This is a genomic window from Sorangium sp. So ce448 (assembly GCF_051520915.1).
Classification (GTDB): Bacteria; Myxococcota_A; Polyangia; order Polyangiales; family Polyangiaceae; genus Sorangium; species Sorangium cellulosum_B.
Genome location: NZ_CP150343.1, coordinates 11,692,384 through 11,707,968 on the forward strand (window position 1 = coordinate 11,692,384; position 15,585 = coordinate 11,707,968).

The 15,585-nt window shown below is 72.1% G+C and carries 12 protein-coding genes; 3 read left to right on the forward strand and 9 right to left on the reverse strand.

Annotated features, from left to right (window positions below; all coding sequences use genetic code 11):
• Nucleotides 1–17: 17 nt before the first annotated feature.
• The 4 genes from WMF45_RS44245 to WMF45_RS44260 all read right to left on the reverse strand — a co-directional run bounded on the left by WMF45_RS44245 (nucleotide 18) and on the right by WMF45_RS44260 (nucleotide 4,985).
• A complete protein-coding gene (locus tag WMF45_RS44245; RefSeq protein ID WP_437712696.1) occupies nucleotides 18–902 on the reverse strand; it encodes a zinc metalloprotease HtpX in 885 nt (294 codons plus the stop codon).
• 260 nt (nucleotides 903–1,162) lie between these two features.
• Nucleotides 1,163–1,816, reverse strand: coding sequence for a hypothetical protein (locus WMF45_RS44250; protein ID WP_437712698.1), 654 nt, complete (start codon nucleotides 1,814–1,816; stop codon nucleotides 1,163–1,165).
• On the reverse strand, nucleotides 1,813–2,745 hold the full coding sequence (locus tag WMF45_RS44255; protein ID WP_437712700.1) for an ABC transporter permease: 933 nt from the start codon (nucleotides 2,743–2,745) through the stop codon (nucleotides 1,813–1,815). Before WMF45_RS44255 ends, WMF45_RS44250 begins: the two co-directional genes overlap by 4 nt.
• 47 nt (nucleotides 2,746–2,792) lie before the next feature.
• Nucleotides 2,793–4,985 (reverse strand): putative metal-binding motif-containing protein, encoded by a 2,193-nt coding sequence (locus WMF45_RS44260; RefSeq protein ID WP_437712702.1) that lies wholly within the window; start codon nucleotides 4,983–4,985, stop codon nucleotides 2,793–2,795.
• Between the two features lie 137 nt (nucleotides 4,986–5,122).
• On the opposite strand from WMF45_RS44260, the gene WMF45_RS44265 reads away from it, so the two are divergent.
• The gene (locus WMF45_RS44265) at nucleotides 5,123–6,550 is read left to right on the forward strand and encodes a sensor histidine kinase (RefSeq protein ID WP_437712704.1); all 1,428 of its coding nucleotides are present in this window, start codon (nucleotides 5,123–5,125) and stop codon (nucleotides 6,548–6,550) included.
• A 152-nt stretch (nucleotides 6,551–6,702) separates the two neighbouring features.
• On the opposite strand, the gene WMF45_RS44270 is transcribed toward WMF45_RS44265, so the two are convergent.
• From WMF45_RS44270 to WMF45_RS44280, 3 genes are all read right to left on the reverse strand, one after another.
• Complete coding sequence (locus WMF45_RS44270) at nucleotides 6,703–7,143, reverse strand: hypothetical protein (protein WP_437712706.1); 441 nt, start codon at nucleotides 7,141–7,143, stop codon at nucleotides 6,703–6,705.
• 33 nt (nucleotides 7,144–7,176) lie between these two features.
• The gene (locus WMF45_RS44275) at nucleotides 7,177–7,593 is read right to left on the reverse strand and encodes a hypothetical protein (RefSeq protein ID WP_437712708.1); all 417 of its coding nucleotides are present in this window, start codon (nucleotides 7,591–7,593) and stop codon (nucleotides 7,177–7,179) included.
• Nucleotides 7,594–7,679: 86 nt separating this feature from the next.
• Nucleotides 7,680–8,801: a site-2 protease family protein gene (locus WMF45_RS44280; RefSeq protein ID WP_437712710.1), complete on the reverse strand. Its 1,122-nt coding sequence runs from the start codon at nucleotides 8,799–8,801 to the stop codon at nucleotides 7,680–7,682.
• 259 nt (nucleotides 8,802–9,060) lie between these two features.
• On the opposite strand from WMF45_RS44280, the gene WMF45_RS44285 reads away from it, so the two are divergent.
• Complete coding sequence (locus WMF45_RS44285; protein ID WP_437712711.1) at nucleotides 9,061–11,151, forward strand: carotenoid oxygenase family protein; 2,091 nt, start codon at nucleotides 9,061–9,063, stop codon at nucleotides 11,149–11,151.
• On the opposite strand, the gene WMF45_RS44290 is transcribed toward WMF45_RS44285, so the two are convergent.
• Nucleotides 11,133–11,756, reverse strand: a complete 624-nt coding sequence (locus WMF45_RS44290; RefSeq protein ID WP_437712713.1) for a hypothetical protein — start codon at nucleotides 11,754–11,756, stop codon at nucleotides 11,133–11,135. The genes WMF45_RS44285 and WMF45_RS44290 overlap by 19 nt on opposite strands.
• A gap of 1,026 nt (nucleotides 11,757–12,782) precedes the next feature.
• On the opposite strand from WMF45_RS44290, the gene WMF45_RS44295 reads away from it, so the two are divergent.
• A complete protein-coding gene (locus tag WMF45_RS44295) occupies nucleotides 12,783–13,499 on the forward strand; it encodes a hypothetical protein (RefSeq protein WP_437712715.1) in 717 nt (238 codons plus the stop codon).
• A 216-nt stretch (nucleotides 13,500–13,715) separates the two neighbouring features.
• On the opposite strand, the gene WMF45_RS44300 is transcribed toward WMF45_RS44295, so the two are convergent.
• Complete coding sequence (locus WMF45_RS44300; protein WP_437712717.1) at nucleotides 13,716–15,545, reverse strand: glycoside hydrolase family 15 protein; 1,830 nt, start codon at nucleotides 15,543–15,545, stop codon at nucleotides 13,716–13,718.
• Nucleotides 15,546–15,585: the final 40 nt, after the last annotated feature.

Sequence of the window (15,585 nt, forward strand, 5' to 3'; positions counted from 1 at the left end):
GCGGCCGATGCCCGCCGTCAGGCCATCGCGCTCGAAAACCCCCGCGCCGTCCGGCCGCTCGACGCCATCGAGAGCAGCCGGCTCACGCGCTCCTCGGTCGTCGGGTGCGTCGAGAACCACTTCAGCACCGAGCCAGCCCCGGCGAGCGGGTTGACGATGAAGAGGCTGGCCGTCGCCGGGCGCGCCGCCTCGGGGGGCACGAGCGCCACGCCGTGCTCCAGCTTGGACAGGGCGCTGGCGAGCGCCTCCGGGTCCCCGGACAGCCTGGCGCCGAGCTCGTCCGCCATGTACTCGCGCGACCGCGAGATGCCGAGCTGCACGAGGGTCGCCGCGATCGGCGCCACGATCGCGAGGGCCAGCCCGCCGAGCGGGCTCGCGCCGTCCTCGTCGTCCGACGATCCGCCGAATATTCCGGCGAAGCTCACGGCATGGGCCACCCACGTGATGCCCGAGGCGAACGCCGCCGCGATCGTCGATACCAGGATATCGCGGTTCTTGATGTGCGCGATCTCGTGCGCCAGCACGCCGCGCAGCTCACGCTCGCTCAGGAGCTGCATGATGCCCTCGGTCACCGCCACGACGCCGTGCTCCGGGTTCCGCCCCGTGGCGAAGGCGTTCGGCTGCGCGTCCGGGATGACATAGACGCGGGGCTTCGGGATCCCCGCCCGACTCGAGAGCTCCTCCACCATCCGGTGCAGCCCCGGGGCCTCCAAGGGCGAGACCTCGGCGGCGCGGTGCACCGCGAGCACGATGCGGTCGGACATGAAATACGCACCCAGGTTCATCGCGAGCGCGAGCACGCCGAACAAGACGAGGTACCCGGGCCCCAGCGCCCCGCCGATGGACACCAGGATTGCCGACATGACGCCGAGCAACAGGATCGTCTTGATCTGATTCTTCATGAACTTCGTTCCCTCCTCGGAACGGAGCGCTGCAAGAGCCGCTCCCCCGAGATCGATGTGTCGCGCGCGTCGCATTGCAATACCGCGCGTCCCCGATCAGCAGACGTCGTGTCCTGCGGATTCCTGCTTGTGGCTCTCCTGACCGCCACCCCTGCTGGCCCGCCCCATTTCACCCCACCGCCCCATTTCGCCTCGCGGCCCATTCCACCTCGGGCACCGCGATACGCGAGCTCAGCGCGGAATGCGCGCGCCGGCCCCCCTCAGGCCTGCCAGATCGCCAGGAGCCACACCGCGATGCCCGCCGCGCACACCGCGAGCCCCGGCACCGCCTTCGGCCACACCCACTGCCCCGTCACCGTGACCCCGCGCCGCACCACCCAGACGGCGCCCGCGACCCACGCCGCGAACGCCCCGACGAGCGCCACGACCCAGCCGACCCGCGGCGCCTCGTCGCGCCCCAGCGCCGCGAGGTGTTGCCGCTCGATCGCAGCGGCAGGCTCGGTCCGCGTACCCGGCGGGCGCGGCGCGGCCGCCGACAGGCGCGCGATGGCCGCGTTGGCCAGCTCCAGGTCCTCCGCGTGCGGCGTCGTGAGCCACCGCGTCTCCAGGGCGGCCGTGCGCACCGCGCGCCACGCGAAGAGCGCCGTGTCGGCCTGACCGAGGCCCTCCGCGGCCGTCGCGAGCGCGATCAGCCGCTCGTACGCCACGCGGACGTGCGGCGCCCCGGGGGCGTACCAGCCCGCCGCCCGCCGCGCGTGGAGCGCCGCCGCGTGCGCGTCGCCGGCGCGCAGGGCGTCCGTGCTCTCCGCGATCTCCCGCTCGCCCGCGGCCACCACCCGCAGCGACGCCGCGCCGACGAGGAAGCCGGCGACCGCGAGGCCGCGCAGCACGCCGAGCACGACCGAGAGCCTCACAGAAAGTCGCGTCTCTTGAAGACGAACGCCGCCACCGACAGGAGAACGAGCGCCCACCCGGCGCACGTGATCGCCGCCCAGCCCAGGTACACGAGGAGGTTCGCGTCAGCGACCTCGCCCGCGAGCAACGGGCGCGGCGGCACGTAGATCTGGAGGTTCGGGACCACCTTGGAGAAGGCGCGCGCCGCGGCGCTGATCTGCGGGCCGAAGTACTTCACCGGCAGCCGGGCGAGCGAGTCGGCGTTGCGCCCGATGAGGAAGACGCCCAGCGTGAGCAGCGAGGACAGGAACGGCGTCGAGAACGACGAGAACAGCGTCGCCACCGCGGCGACGACGCCGACCTCGAGGAACGCGAGCGCGCTGCCCGCGAGCACGACGCGCCGCTCCGTCGGCGCGCCGTCCGCGAAGAGCACGCCGAGCACGAGGAAGACCGCCGCCCAGGGGACGAACCCGTACGTGCGCGCCGTCGGCGAGCGCCACGCCGCGAGCCCGAGCGCCGCGAGCGAGGCGGCCCCGGCGCCCGCCACGAGGGCCAGCGAGCGGCCGGCCAGCACGGCGCTGATCTGCAGCACGAGCCCGGCGTCGGCCAGGATGAACACCCCGAGCGTGAGCAGCGTGCCGAGGTACTTGCCGACGAGGTACTCGCCGCGGCGCACCGGGCGGGCCAGGATCGGGAAGATCGTCTTCTGCTCGAGCTCGCGGTACAGCGACGTCGCGCCGATGATGACCGCGACCGCGATGCTGAAGAGCGAGATCGACGCGACGCCGAGGTCGCTCACGACCCGCGCCCCGTTGCGGAGCGTGTAGGCGCCGACGATGATCGAGTAGAACGCGACCGCGAAGGCGACGCCCGCGAGGCCGATGAGGATGCGCGCCCGAAGCGATTCCCGGTAGGTGTTGAGGGCGATCGCAGAGATGCGGCCGAACATCGGGGCGACGTTAGCAAGGGACGGGGGGAGCTTGAAAGGGCCGCGGGTCAGGGGGCGGCGCCGTCCCCGGGGTCGACGACCCGCACGTCCAGGAACCAGAGGCCGTGCGCGAGCGCGTGGCCGTCGATCTGGAGGTGATACACGCCAGGATCGAGCACGAGATCGAGGAAGCTCCGCTGGGGATCCGTACCGATCGTGCAGGAAAGCGGCATTTCGACCCCGGGACAGCCCGGGCCGCGGCGGACCGAGAGCAGCGTGTCGTAGCTCGAGCCGGCCATGTCGAGCACGACCCGCCTGCGCGCCGTGAGCGTGAGCCGGAGGAGCTGGTCCCGGGCGCCGCCCTCCGCCGTGCCGGCGCGGTCGCAGCCGGCGTCGAAGTCCGCGGCGGCGTTGGCCGTGTTGCCCTGGAAGAAGCCGCCGCTCTCCGGGATCTCCAGCGCCCCCTCGCACGCGTCGGAGAAGGGCACCAGCGTGGGCGGCACCGCCGGCCGGACGAACGCCGTCACGCTCACGGGCTGGCCGAGCTGCGCCTCGGCCACGACCCGGTACGACCCCGGCGGGACGTTGCGCCGCGCGCTCCGGAGCGGCGTGACCTCGCCCTCGGAGCACGCGAGCCGATCGCCCTCGCCGCCGCACGCCGGCGCGGCAAGGGCGATCGCGCCGGTGTCGCCGGCCGACAGCTTCTCGACGAGCAGCACGTCGGACGCGACCGGCAGCTCGAGCGCGTACACGGCGTCGACGGCGGCCGGGCCGCAGCCGAGATCCACGTCGTCCTGGTGGCCGAGCAGCGACACGGAGACCGTCCGGTTCGGCGCGAGCTCGGCCGCCCCTTCACACGCCTCGTCGGGCGGCGCCTCGGTCGGCGGCGAGAGCTCCAGCGTGACGAGCACCGAGGTCGGCGCCGTCGCGGAGACCGCCGCGGCGTACACCCCCGCGGGCAGCGCGCGCCGGAAGAGGTGCGGCGCCGCCGCCGTCTGGCAGGTGAGCTCGTCCTCCGGCAGCCCGCATGCTGCGCTCCGCAGCGAGAGCGAGGGATCGCCGTCGCCGTCGGTCGAGATCGCGTAGAGGTCGACGTCCTGGGGCTCGGCGAGCTCGAACGTGTAGACGAGCTCCCCGAGCCCGGTCTCGCACGCGGTCCCGAGATCCAGGGCGGCGTCGAGGATCGTCGCCAGCGCCGGCGTCCCCGGCGAGAGGGGCGCCGCCGTGCCGCAGGTCTCGTTCTCCGGCGCCGGCGCCGGCGGCAGGAACGCCACGTCGACGATGACCGGCGCGCCCACCTTCGTCGTCACGTAGAGCGGCAGCACCGTCGCCCGCTCCGGATCGCCGAGGCCGCGGGCCCGGAGCTTCGCGAGCTTGCCGCCGTCCGCCGTCTCGTGGGGCCCCCCGCACGCGAGCTCGGTCGCGGCGTCGCCGCACTGGCCGGCGAGCGTCACGGCGACGTCGGTGGCCTCCGTCTCCTCGTCGGGCGCCTCCGTCCGCGCGGTCACCTCGACGTCGACAGGCGGCCCCGGCGGCAAGATCACCGCGGCCACGACGTCGTGCGTGCTCGCAGGGCGGGGCAGGCCGCACGAGCTCGCGTAGTGGAAGCCCGCGCCCGCCGTCGTCATCGCGTACGAGCCCGGCGCGGAGATCTCCAGCGCGTCCAGGCACGTGTCGTGCTCCGGAGACACACAGCCGCCCTCGTCGGCGCGCCCGTTGCAATCGTCGTCCCGATCGTTGCCGCAGACCTCGGGCTGCGCCGATGACACCGTGGGATCGGCGTCGTCGCAGTCGCCCCCGCCGCAGTGCTCGTCGGGATCGCCGTCGAGATCGGCGTCGCGCGGCGCGCTCGAGCACGCCTTGGTCGCCTCGTCGCAGGCGTCGATCGTGCAGGTGCTCTGATCGTCGCACGCGACCGGCGCCCCGGGCACGCAGCCGAGCCGCGGGTTGCAGCGCTCGACGCCGTCGCAGTAGACGTCGTTCTGGCAGGCGCTGTCGTCCGGCGTGAAACGGCACCGCCGGAGGGCGGTGTCGCACGCATCGAAGGTGCAGGGAAATCCGTCCTCGCACTGATCGTCGTCGACGCACGGGCCGCCCAGCGTCGGGTCCGCTGGAGCCTGCTCGCCGCCGGCGCCGCCCTCACCGCCCTCGCCGCCCGCTCCGCCGGCCGACGGGAAGGGGCTCGGGGCGCTCGAGGCGCAGGCGGCGCCGGAGAGCGCCGCCGCGGCGACCGCTCCGCAGAGGAGAGCGAGACGCGTCAAGGAGGAAGGCGTCAAGAAGGAGGAAGTGTGAGTCCGCATCGAACGAGGTGAGCGGCAATGAGCGTAGCAGGGCACCGCCACGTCTGGCATCATGGCGCGCGATTCCGCCGAGCGTCGCGGATAGAGGGAAAAACAGGGTGACCAGCGACAGATTGACCCGACCCGAGCTGACGTGGCTGCTGGCGCAGGAGGCGCGGAGCGCCGCCCAGAAGCTCCGCCAGGGCGTGGGGATGATCGCGACCGAGAGCGCGCCGCCGCCGACGCCGTCGCCGGACGACAGCTCGGGCGGCGTCGAGAGCACGCTCAACCGGCTCGACGAGGCGGTGAGCATGCTCGCGTCGCTCCACGGCCGCCCCCTGCCGCGCGGGCGGCGCGGCCGCGTCGACCTGACCGCGCTCCTCTGGGAGGTCGCGCCCGAGGCGCGCGTGCAGATCGAGATGGGCGAAGGGACCACCGTGTTCGGCGACGAGACCGAGCTCCGGCGGATGCTCCAGGTGCTCATCGCGCAGGGCGGCGACCCCTCGAGCCTGACCGGGGCGCCCGACGTGAGCATCCACCGCGTCGGCGACGAGGTCAGCGTCCGGGTCAACCTCGGCCCGGAGACGCCCGTGAACTTCGAGACCGAGCGCGTGTGGCTGTCGCGCATGGCGCTGCGCTACGGTGGCCGGCTCGAGCTCGACGGCCTGATGCAGACGCTGACGCTGCCCGCCGAGGTCGATCTCCAGCGCCTCGAGGTCGAGAGCCTCAAGAAGGAGCTCGCCGCCGCGCAGGCCCAGGGCGAGGCGTACGCGCGCGAGCTCGCCGCTGTCTTCTCGCGGGTCGAGGGCGAGCGCGAGCGCGGGTCGCTGTCCGGCGTCATCTCGCGGCTCGGCGGCAGCGAGCCGGTGTCGCACCTGCCGCCGAGCGGCGACAGCCTCGCGGTGCTCGTCGCCGCGGTGCGCGTGCTCGGCACGCAGCTGCGCGGCATCCTGTCGGCGATCGGCCGCGACATCGCGCCGCTCCGGACCCACGGCGGCGACGCGGGCGAGACGGCCTCGTCGGTCGGGCGCCACGTGACGGCGGCATCAGAAATCGTCAGCGATCTCGCGAGGTTGGGCGCGTGTCCGCTCCACGAGTTCCCGCGCCACTGCGACGTCGCCGACGTGCTGCGCGACGTCGTGAAGGACGATCTCGCGCGCGCGGCCCGCCACGACGTGCGCGTGGTGGTCGAGGCGCCCGAGACCGCGCAGGAGGTGGTGCCGCAGGGCGCGCTGACGGTGCTGCTGCACGCGCTGCTCGATCACGCCATCAGCGCGTCGCCGCCGGGCAGCGAGGTGCTCGTCTCCCTCTCCGAGGGCCCGAGCGGGGTCGAGATCACCTTCGACGACGCCGGTCCGCCGCTCCCGGCCGCCGCGCGGAGCGTCGTGCTGAGCCGCGACTTCGAGGCGGTCGCCCAGGGCCGCCCGCCGGCGCTGCCGCTCATCGCGGCGCACGCGATCGCCGCCCACACGAACTACGGTATCGCCATCGAGGACGGGCCGCGCGGCGAGACGCGGGTGCGGCTCACGATCCCGCGAGCGGGGTAGCGCCTCGTGGCAGAACTCCCGCCACGGCGCTGCCTCGCGAGCGGAGAGAGATTCAACGCAAAGGCGCCAAGTCGCAGAGGCGCAAACCTGCACAAGATCTGTTCTTTTTTGCGCCTTTGCGCCCTTGCGCCCTTGCGTTGAACTCTCGCCTGCTATCGCAGGAACGAGCTCGGCGGGAAATCGACGTCGAGGTTGAGCGTGGCGCCGCGCACGATACGGATGTCCTCCACCTGCAGCGTCGTGGTGACGGGGCGGTCGTTGCCACGCTCCACGAGCGTCGCCGTGGCCGTGTACTCATCGGGCGGGAGATCCACGGTGATGCTGAAGTCGTCGCAGCGCGCGTAGTCTCTCGCCACCTCGCGGCTGCCCCGGTAAACGATCAGCTCGAAATCCGCTCCTCCGCGGCTGTGCTGGGAGCACGCCCGCGCATCGATCCGGCTCGCCACGGTCCACTCCATCGTCAGGCTCCCGACGGCCTGCACGGGCCGCGGCCGGCGCTGAGGGCTGGGCTCCACGTCGACGATGCACCCCAGGGCCAGGAAGCTCGATAACGCGAGGCCGCAGAGGGGAAAGACGCTCTTCTCCTGATTCATCCTCGTACCCGTCCTTTCGCTGCTGCCCCGCTGTCAACGCGGTGTGTAGTAACGGCGCCCCCGCTCGCGCGGATAGCTCAGCTCGCGCTCCGGCACGTACCGCGGCGACGTCCGGTACGTCTGCCTGTAGTGCTGGAGCTCCGTGGGCTCCTCCTCGAAGATGACCCAGCCCCGGTTCGTCGGGTAATACCAGCGGCCGTCGACCAGGTACGCATACGTCCCGCGGAAGTAGACGCGCGGATACGCGGCGATCTCCACCGGGACGATCTCGGCGCGCACCGCCGGAACGCCGGACACGACGAACCCGCCCTCGGTCCCGACCGTGCCCATACACCCCATGAGCAGCGAGGCGCCGGCCGCGAGCGCAGCCGCGGCGAGCGAGGCCCTCGTCACACCGAGAGATCTGGACCGCCCTCGCACGGGCGGAGTCACGTTGTTGCTCTGCTTCACGTCATTGCTCCTCGGAGCGCAACTCAGCAACGCGAGTGCCAGCGCGGCGCGACTCGAGATCTCCGGATCTCCCGCCGGCGCGGCGCTCACCGGGCCGCGCGGAGCGCGCCGGCGAGCGCGAGCGCGCGCTGGATCTCCGCCGACGTCACCAGGCCGATCACGCGCTCGCCCTCGTCGAGCACCGCGATCACGCTCGCCTCGCCGCTCGCAAGCGCGTCGAACGAGCGGGACGCGTCGTCGTCCGCGTGCGCCCTCGGCACATCCACGGGCATCACCGCGCCGACCGTCGCCGGCGCGGCGCCGCCCTGCAGCTGGCGCGCGAGATCCCAGACCGTGACGACGCCGATCTCGCGGCGCCCCTCGCCGTCCCGGGGATCATCGATGACCCGCGCGCCGACCAGGTTGTGGCGCAGGAGCCGCTCGGCCACCGCGCGAGGGCTCTCGTCCGCATACGCCTCGCCGAGCCGATCGGTCATGAGCCGCGCGACCGGGATGCCGCGGAGCAGCTCGTTCGTGCTGGAGCGCGCCTGCTCGGCCGACGCCCCCATGTAGACGAACATCGCGATGAGCACCAGGATGAGGTTCCACGAGAGCAAGCCGAAGAGCCCGAAGGCCACCGCCATCACCTTGCCCGTCGCCGTGGCGATGCGCGTCGCGCGGGTCCGCCCGAGGCGGCGCAGGAGCAGCCCGCGCAGCACCCGGCCGCCATCCATCGGGAAGGCCGGCAGCAGGTTGAACGCGCCGAGCAGCGCGTTCGTGATCGCGAAGGCCACGAGCGCGGCGCCGATCTCCGCCGGCGCCGGGAGCAGCCGATACGCGACGTAGCTGACGAGCGCGATACCGAAGCTCATGAGCGGCCCGGCGAACGCCATCCACGCCTCGTGCTCGGGATCGTCGCGCTCCATCTGCGAGACGCCGCCCAGCATCATCAGCGTGATCGCGCGCACCCGGATCCCGTTCTTGAGCGCGACGAACGAGTGGGCCAGCTCGTGCACGAGCACCGCCACGAACAGCCCGACAGCCAGGATCGCCCCCCAGGCGAGCGGCGGCAGGTGCATCTCCTCGCGCGGAATCCCGAGCGACGACGCGATCACCGAGAACTGCGACGACGCCACGTAGGCCACGTACGGCAGGAAAATCAGCAATGTGATGTGCAGCCGTATCGGGATTCCACGGATCCGCAGGACTGTCAGCCCCTGGTCGAACATGTGCCTCCTGATCCACAGGTACAGATGGGGCCGACAAGCACCTTCGCAAGCCGCCGAGACAGCGCCAATGCGCGGAAGACCAGGGCAGCCGCGCGGCGCCGCCGCGCAATGCAGCGAGGCGCGCGGCGCCGCGAGGGCGCCAGCGCGCGTCCGTCCCAGGCGGGAATCAGGGGGAGGCGAGCGTGTTCGGAGGCGCGCGGCGCAGCGCGGCGCCCACGCGACGCGCGGATTGGCGTAGCTTGGTGTGACCGAGGTCGTCATGCGCCAGCGCGTCCCCGATGCATTGATGGCAGCGAGCACGGAAGAGCTGACGAAGGTCGAGCTCGCGGTCCTGGAGTCATCCCACGCGGGCGGCGTGCCGAGGGACCTCACGGGCCACGTGTTCGCGATCGGGCCCGTCGGCTCGGTGGACGGCGACCTGCCCAGAGCGGACGGCGCGCCGATCCTCAATGGCAATGGGATGATCTACCGGCTCGACCTCGGCCGAGGCGGGGCGGTCCGGCTGACCTCGAAGATCGCGCGCACGCCCTGTTATCACGCGGACGCCGCCTCGCGCCCCGGCACGCGCTTCGAGGCGCTGGGCTTCCGTGACGCGGGGTTGCTCCGCTTCTCGCCGCACCTCGGCCTGCGCAACCACCTCAACACCGCGTTCGTGCCGATGCACGCGCCGCGCGCGCCCGCGCGCCTGCTCGTCACGAGCGACACGGGAAGGCCCTACGAGATCGACCCGGCCACGCTGGAGCTCGTCACGCCGGTCGGGCGCAACAGCACGTGGTACCCGGCCGCGCCCGTCGATCACCCCTTTCCGATGACGCTCTCGAGCGCGCACCCCTGCTTCGACGCGGAGCGGGGCGAGCTCCTCACCGTCAACTACGGCCGCTCGCTCCTCCCCCTGTTCGTCGCGTCGCTGCCGCGGCTCGACGAGCTCGGCGCGCTCCCGCGCTCGTGGGATCGGCTCGCCGCGGCGGCCGCGTCGATGATCGAGCAGCAGCTCGTCCGCCCGAGGGCGGACCGGATCGAGGCGTTCGCCAAGCGGGCGCTCGAGCTCCTGCCCGCGCGCCTCCGCCCGAGCGCGCCGCCTGGTCCGGGCGATCTGCTCGCGCGGCAGGCGGCGCGCTTCGGCGGCGTGGCGCTCGACGAGCCGGCGGGCGACTTCGTGTTTCTCCTGCGATGGGACGGTCACAACGAGCCCGAGCGGCACCCGCTGGTCCTGCCGAGCGGCGCGCCGGTGCGCATCGAGCAGAGCGTGCACCAGATCGGCCTGACGCGGCGCTGGGTCGTGCTCGCGGACACGGCGTTCAGGATCGGCCTGGAGAGCGTGGCGTTCCGTGGCTCCAGGGAGAGCCCCGGGGTCGAGCGCCTCGTCCGGTCGCTCCTTACGATGCCCCACGAGCCGAGCACGACGTTCTACCTGGTCCGGAGGGACGCGCTGCGGCCGGGCGGCGGGCCGGTCGTGGTGAAGCGGGTCGTCGTCCCGCTGGAGACTCTCCATTTCCTCGTCGACTACGAGGACGCGGGGGACCGCATCACCGTGCACGCGGCGCACAACTGCGCGACCGATCACGGCGAGTGGCTCCGGCCCTGCGATCGGCACGCCGCCGACAAGACGCCGGCGCCGCCGCGCCTGCGCGGCCTGTTCCCGCTCGGGCAGGCGGACGTGAACCGGATCGGCCGGTATACCCTCGACGCGGCGGGCGAGCGCGTCGTGGACCAGGCGGTGTTCGCCGATCCCGCGCGGGCGCTCGGCGTCGGCCTCTATGCGTACAGGGAGACGGGCGCGTCGTGGATGCCGCCCGATCGCCTCGAGAACGTCTACTGGCGCGGCGGCGGGATATGGGATGAGCTGTCGACCGAGTTCATCGACAGGCTCTATGCGGCGCACCCGCACAGGTCGCTCCCCCTCCAGGCGCTCCGCCGGATGCGCGCGGAGGGCGGCCACCCGGACAGCCTGTTCCGGTTCAACCACCGCGCGATGCGGATCGAGGATCGCTACGAGTTCCCGCGGCGCGCCGTGGGGTCCTGGCTCAGCTCGCTTCAGTTCGTCCCGCGGCGCGGCGGCAGCGGGGCCGACACGGACGGCTACGTCGTGGCGATCGTCGCGACGCCGTGCCGCGCGGAGGTCTGGATCTTCGACGCGACGAACCTGGCGCGAGGGCCGCTCTGCAAGCTGGGACACCCGGCGTTCCGGCCGGGGCTGACCCTCCACACGGCGTGGCTCAACTCGGTCGCGCCATGGAGGGGTGGGTACAGGGTGCCGGTGCGGGAGGATTACGAGGAGTTCGTGGCAGAGGCCCCCGGGGACCAGGTGAAGGCGCTCTTCGAGGAAGAGGTCTATCCGCGGTTCGCGTGAGCCGCGGAGAGGAAAGGCTGGGAGCCGCGAGACGAGGGCGGCTCGGCGCAGCGCGGGGGGACCTCGGCCCCGAGGCCGTCGACCCGCTCGATCAGCACGCCCGTGGCGCCGTCTCCCAGGATCTCCGTGATCTGGTGGTTGCCCCACGGCTGCCCCTCGCGCAGGCGCCGCGACCGCACGTCGCTCGCCACGATGAGCACGCGCCGACACCCCCTGTCGAGGTGCCGATTCGCCAGCTCGACGGCCGCGGCAAAACCGCCCTGAGCGGGCGTGAGATCGATCGTCAGCGCGGGCACGAGGCCGGCCATGCACGCGGCGAAGGCCGCCCCGCCGGCGTCCCCTCCCCCGCCGTCGTCGCCCGTCATGATGAGGACATCGACGAAGGGATCGCGGAGCCGCCCCACCTCGATGAGCTCCCGCAGCACCGACGCGGCCATGGAAAGCGTGGTCTCCGTCGCGCCGGCGAAGCGCCGCTCCGCGACCCCCGTCGCCTCGTGCAGCCAGTCCGCAGCGTGAGGGAGACCGTAGCTGTTGATGAGCTCCTGGTTCGTGACGACGCGCTCCGGCAGATAGGCGGCGACGGCCGCGATGCGACGCTGGACCATGTTTCTGCTCTGTTACGGCGCCGCGACCGACGCGCGCCGATCCTGCAAACCTTGGCCAGGGCAGCTCGATCCGGCGCTCCACCACCGCCGTTCGGCCAACGCCGAGCACGCTGGAGAGCCAGCGTCCTGGACGACATGAGACAACCCACCACCGAGTCGTCGAGAGCCGTGGGGCAGACTACACAATCAGATGCTCCCTCCCCGTCACCGACATCCTCCACTGGACCATTTACAGAACGTCCTGCGCAAGTGGGAATCACAGCCGATTCAACTCCGTCCGCCGCCGGAGCAGGAAAGCGGCGCAGCGGGAGTGGCTTGTTGCGACGCGGGCGGCCTCGTCGCCCGCTCGCCGCGTCGCGTCGCGCTCCAGCGGACAATTCCGACCAGAAGCGACAATTCCGCTCTCACGGGCAGAGGGATGCACAAACGTGTCGGAACGCGAGGCGCTGAGCAGGCAGGGCGCAGGGCGCATGTCTCGCCCGGACGGCGTCATCGAATTCGCCCGATCACGCCCGTTTGTGTCCGATCCCATCCGCATGCGTCCGATCACGTCCGATCACGTCCATTGGGGTTCGATCACGTCCGTTGACGTACCGTGATGTCGACGCGTCGTGAGCCCGCTCTTTTCTGGATCCGGAGCGAGGCTCACCCGGGTTGAGGACACCTCCGCTCGCCACGGCCACCGCGCGGAAGCGCGCGATCCACGCCGTGGGGAGCCCGGATCGCGTCTTCCTTCTTCCCGCGCGGCCCCGCGGCGCGCGTCGGGGCGCCTTCTATTCTATCCATCGTCATCGCGACGGTGCTCCAGCGCGCGCCGCGCTCGCCCGGATCCACCGCGATTGAATCGCGGAGAAATCCCAGCGGAGCGCAGATGCGAGGAGCGCCTGATTCGCGGGTGCCATCCCGCGAATCCATGCTGTGCGAAGCGGCAGCCTCTGCACAGAAGAGCGAGGCACACAGCCTGCTCTTGGGTGCACCAAGGTGTTCGGGGGCCGCAAGGCTCATCAGGAACACCGGGGAGGACCAATGATCTCGATGCACAAGACGATGGGTTTCGCGATGATGCTGGCGCTCGGTGCCGGGTGCGCGGTCGGCGCGGACGACGACTTCAATACGGATGACGAGAGCGTCGACTCCGCGAACAGCGCGCTCGAGGCGGACGAGCGCGGCGGGTACGCGACCCAGTCGCAGGCTCAGGCTCAGGTCGGCCAGATGGGGCCCAGCAAGCTCGGTCTGCCCCCCAGCAAGGGTCTGCCCTCGAAGGGCGTCCCGATGCTCCCGAGCAAGGGCGAGCTGCCCAGCAAGGGCGGGCTCCTTCCCAGCAAGGGTGAGTTTCCGACCAAGGGCCTGCCGACCAAGGGCGGCTACCCGAGCAAGGGCGGATACGCGCAGCAAGGCCCGGCGCAGCTCGGCCAGGCGTCCGACCTCTCGCAGGCTCAGATCGGGCAAGCGGGACCGGCGCAGATCGGCCAGGCCGGCGTGGGGCAGATCGGCCAGGCCGGCGTGGGGCAGACGGGCCTGGTCGGGCAGGAGACCGGGCAGCGTGAGGGCGAGCGCTGCATCGGCGGCTTCGGCGGCGGCTTCGGCTGGGGCGGCCTCGGCTTCGGCGGCCTCGGCTTCGGCGGCCTCGGCTGCGGCTTCGGCGGCGGCGCTATCGTCTCGTCGTTCACGAACTGCACGACGGCCATCGTCCCGTGGGGCGGCTTCGGCGGCTTCGGCGGCTGCGGCGGCTTCGGGTGGTGAGCTGACCCCATCGTGCTGGCCGGCGCCAGGGACTCCACGTCGCAGGATCCCTTGGCGCCGCGCCAGCCCCCTCCTCTGACGAGGCTCGCGCGCGCCGGCCGCCTGGGGTTGGAGTTCCCGGGCTGCCGGTAGCCGCGCTCTCCCCTCCACCGCTCGCGCACGAGCCACGCCCCGCCGCTCGCCGGCGGGGAGCGCGCGAGGCCCCAGATCCGACCTTCAGCCGCCCTGACCGAGCGCGCGATCCAGGTAGAACGCCGCGCTGACCAGCCCGAGGTGGGTGAACGCCTGGGGGAAGTTGCCGAGCAGCTCTCCGCTCGGCCCGATCTGCTCGGAGTAGAGCCCGAGGTGGTTGGCGTAGGTCAGCATCTTCTCGAAGATGAAGCGCGCGTCGTCGAGGCGGCCAGCGCGCGCGAGGGCCTCGACCAGCCAGAAGGTGCAGATGCTGAACGTGCCCTCCCTGCCGCTCAGGCCGTCGCCCGCGCCCTTGCCGAGCTCGTAGCGGTGGACGAGCGTGTCGCTCGCGAGCTCCTCGAGCGTGCGGTCGAGCGTGCCGAGCATCCGCGGATCGGTGGGAGAGATGAAGCGCATGAGCGGCATGAGCAGGTTGCTCGCGTCGAGCGCGCTCGAGCCGAAGGCCTGCACGAACGTCCTCCGCTGCGCGTCCCAGCCGCGCGCCATGATCGCCTCGTAGATGTCGTCGCGCGCGCGCGCCACGCGCTGCCGGTCGAGCGGCAGAGAGCGCTTGTGGCTGAGCCGCAGCGTCCGGTCGAGCGCGACCCAGCACTGGAGCTTCGAGTAGACGAACTGCTGCTTGCCGCCGCGCACCTCCCAGATGCTCTCGTCCGCCTGCTCCCAGCTCTGACACACCCAGCTCGCCATGCGCCGGAGCTCGCGCCAGAAATCATAAGAGATGGGAGATCCGTATTTGTCGAAGAGATATACCGAATCGATGAGCTCGCCGTAGATGTCGAGCTGGAGCTGCGTCGTCGCCCCGTTGCCGACGCGGACGGGCCGCGACCCGCGGTAACCGTCGAGGTGGGTGAGCGCGACCTCGGGCAGCTCGTGGCGTCCGTCGATGCCGTACATGAGCTGCAGCGGCCCTGTGGGGCCGTCCTCCTCGGAGACGCGGGCGCTCAGCCATTCCATGAAGCGCGCGGCCTCCTCGGTGTAACCGAGCCGGAGGAAGCCGTAGAGCGTGAACGCGGCGTCGCGCACCCAGACGTAGCGATAATCCCAGTTGCGGACCCCGCCGATCTCCTCGGGCAGGCTGGTCGTCGCGGCGGCGACGATCGCGCCTGTCGGCTCGAACGTGAGCAGCTTGAGGACGAGCGCCGAGCGGTCGACCATCTCGCGCCAGCGCCCCTTGTAGCGCGAGCGGGCGAGCCACGACCGCCAGAAGGCGACCGTGCGCCGGAGCGCGTCCTCGCCGTCGATCGGCGTGGCGAGCAGATCGGCGCTGGCCGTCCAGTCCTCGACCTGGCGCAGCGAGAACGTGGCGGACTCGCCGGGCTGGAGCACGAAGTCGGCGGTGACGCCGCCGGCGCCGTCGCTCGACAGGGGGACCGGGCTGATGAGCGCCAGGTCGACTCCATCGGAGTCGAAGACGGCGCCGCGCGGGTCGTCGAGGATCAGGCGGTGGGGGCGGCGGGCGAAGTCGATCGCGGGGCGGCAGGCGAGCCGGAAGCGCACCGCGCCGCGGACGGCCCGCGCGACGCGGACGATCTGGTGCATCCCGCGGCGGTAGGCGCCGTACGTGTCCCGGTGGATCGGCATGAAATCGCAGACCTCGCCGACCCCTTCCACGTCGAGGAAGCGCGTGAGCAGGACGTTGGTGTCGGGCATGTACATCTGCTTGTTGCGCGACGTGCCGTTCACCGCCGAGAGCGCGAACCGGCCGCCGCGCTCGTCGTCCAGGATGGCCGCGAACACGCTCGGCGAGTCGAAATGGGGGAGGCAGCACCAGTCGATGGATCCATCGATCCCGACCAGCGCGACGGAGTGCATGTCGCCGATGACGCCGTAGGACTCGATCGGTTTGTAGGGCATGGCCTCTCCATAGGGCCCGCTCGACCGAGCGGAACCGCCT

Excerpts from the sequence above, each read along its gene's own strand:
- WMF45_RS44245 (WP_437712696.1), bottom strand. The coding sequence starts at position 902 with ATGAAGAATCAGATCAAGACGATCCTGTTGCTCGGCGTCATGTCGGCA.
- WMF45_RS44255 (WP_437712700.1), bottom strand. The coding sequence starts at position 2,745 with ATGTTCGGCCGCATCTCTGCGATCGCCCTCAACACCTACCGGGAATCG.
- WMF45_RS44270 (WP_437712706.1), bottom strand. The coding sequence starts at position 7,143 with ATGAATCAGGAGAAGAGCGTCTTTCCCCTCTGCGGCCTCGCGTTATCG.
- WMF45_RS44280 (WP_437712710.1), bottom strand. The coding sequence starts at position 8,801 with ATGTTCGACCAGGGGCTGACAGTCCTGCGGATCCGTGGAATCCCGATA.
- WMF45_RS44285 (WP_437712711.1), top strand. The coding sequence starts at position 9,061 with ATGCGCCAGCGCGTCCCCGATGCATTGATGGCAGCGAGCACGGAAGAG.
- WMF45_RS44290 (WP_437712713.1), bottom strand. The coding sequence starts at position 11,756 with ATGGTCCAGCGTCGCATCGCGGCCGTCGCCGCCTATCTGCCGGAGCGC.
- WMF45_RS44295 (WP_437712715.1), top strand. The coding sequence starts at position 12,783 with ATGATCTCGATGCACAAGACGATGGGTTTCGCGATGATGCTGGCGCTC.
- WMF45_RS44300 (WP_437712717.1), bottom strand. The coding sequence starts at position 15,545 with ATGCCCTACAAACCGATCGAGTCCTACGGCGTCATCGGCGACATGCAC.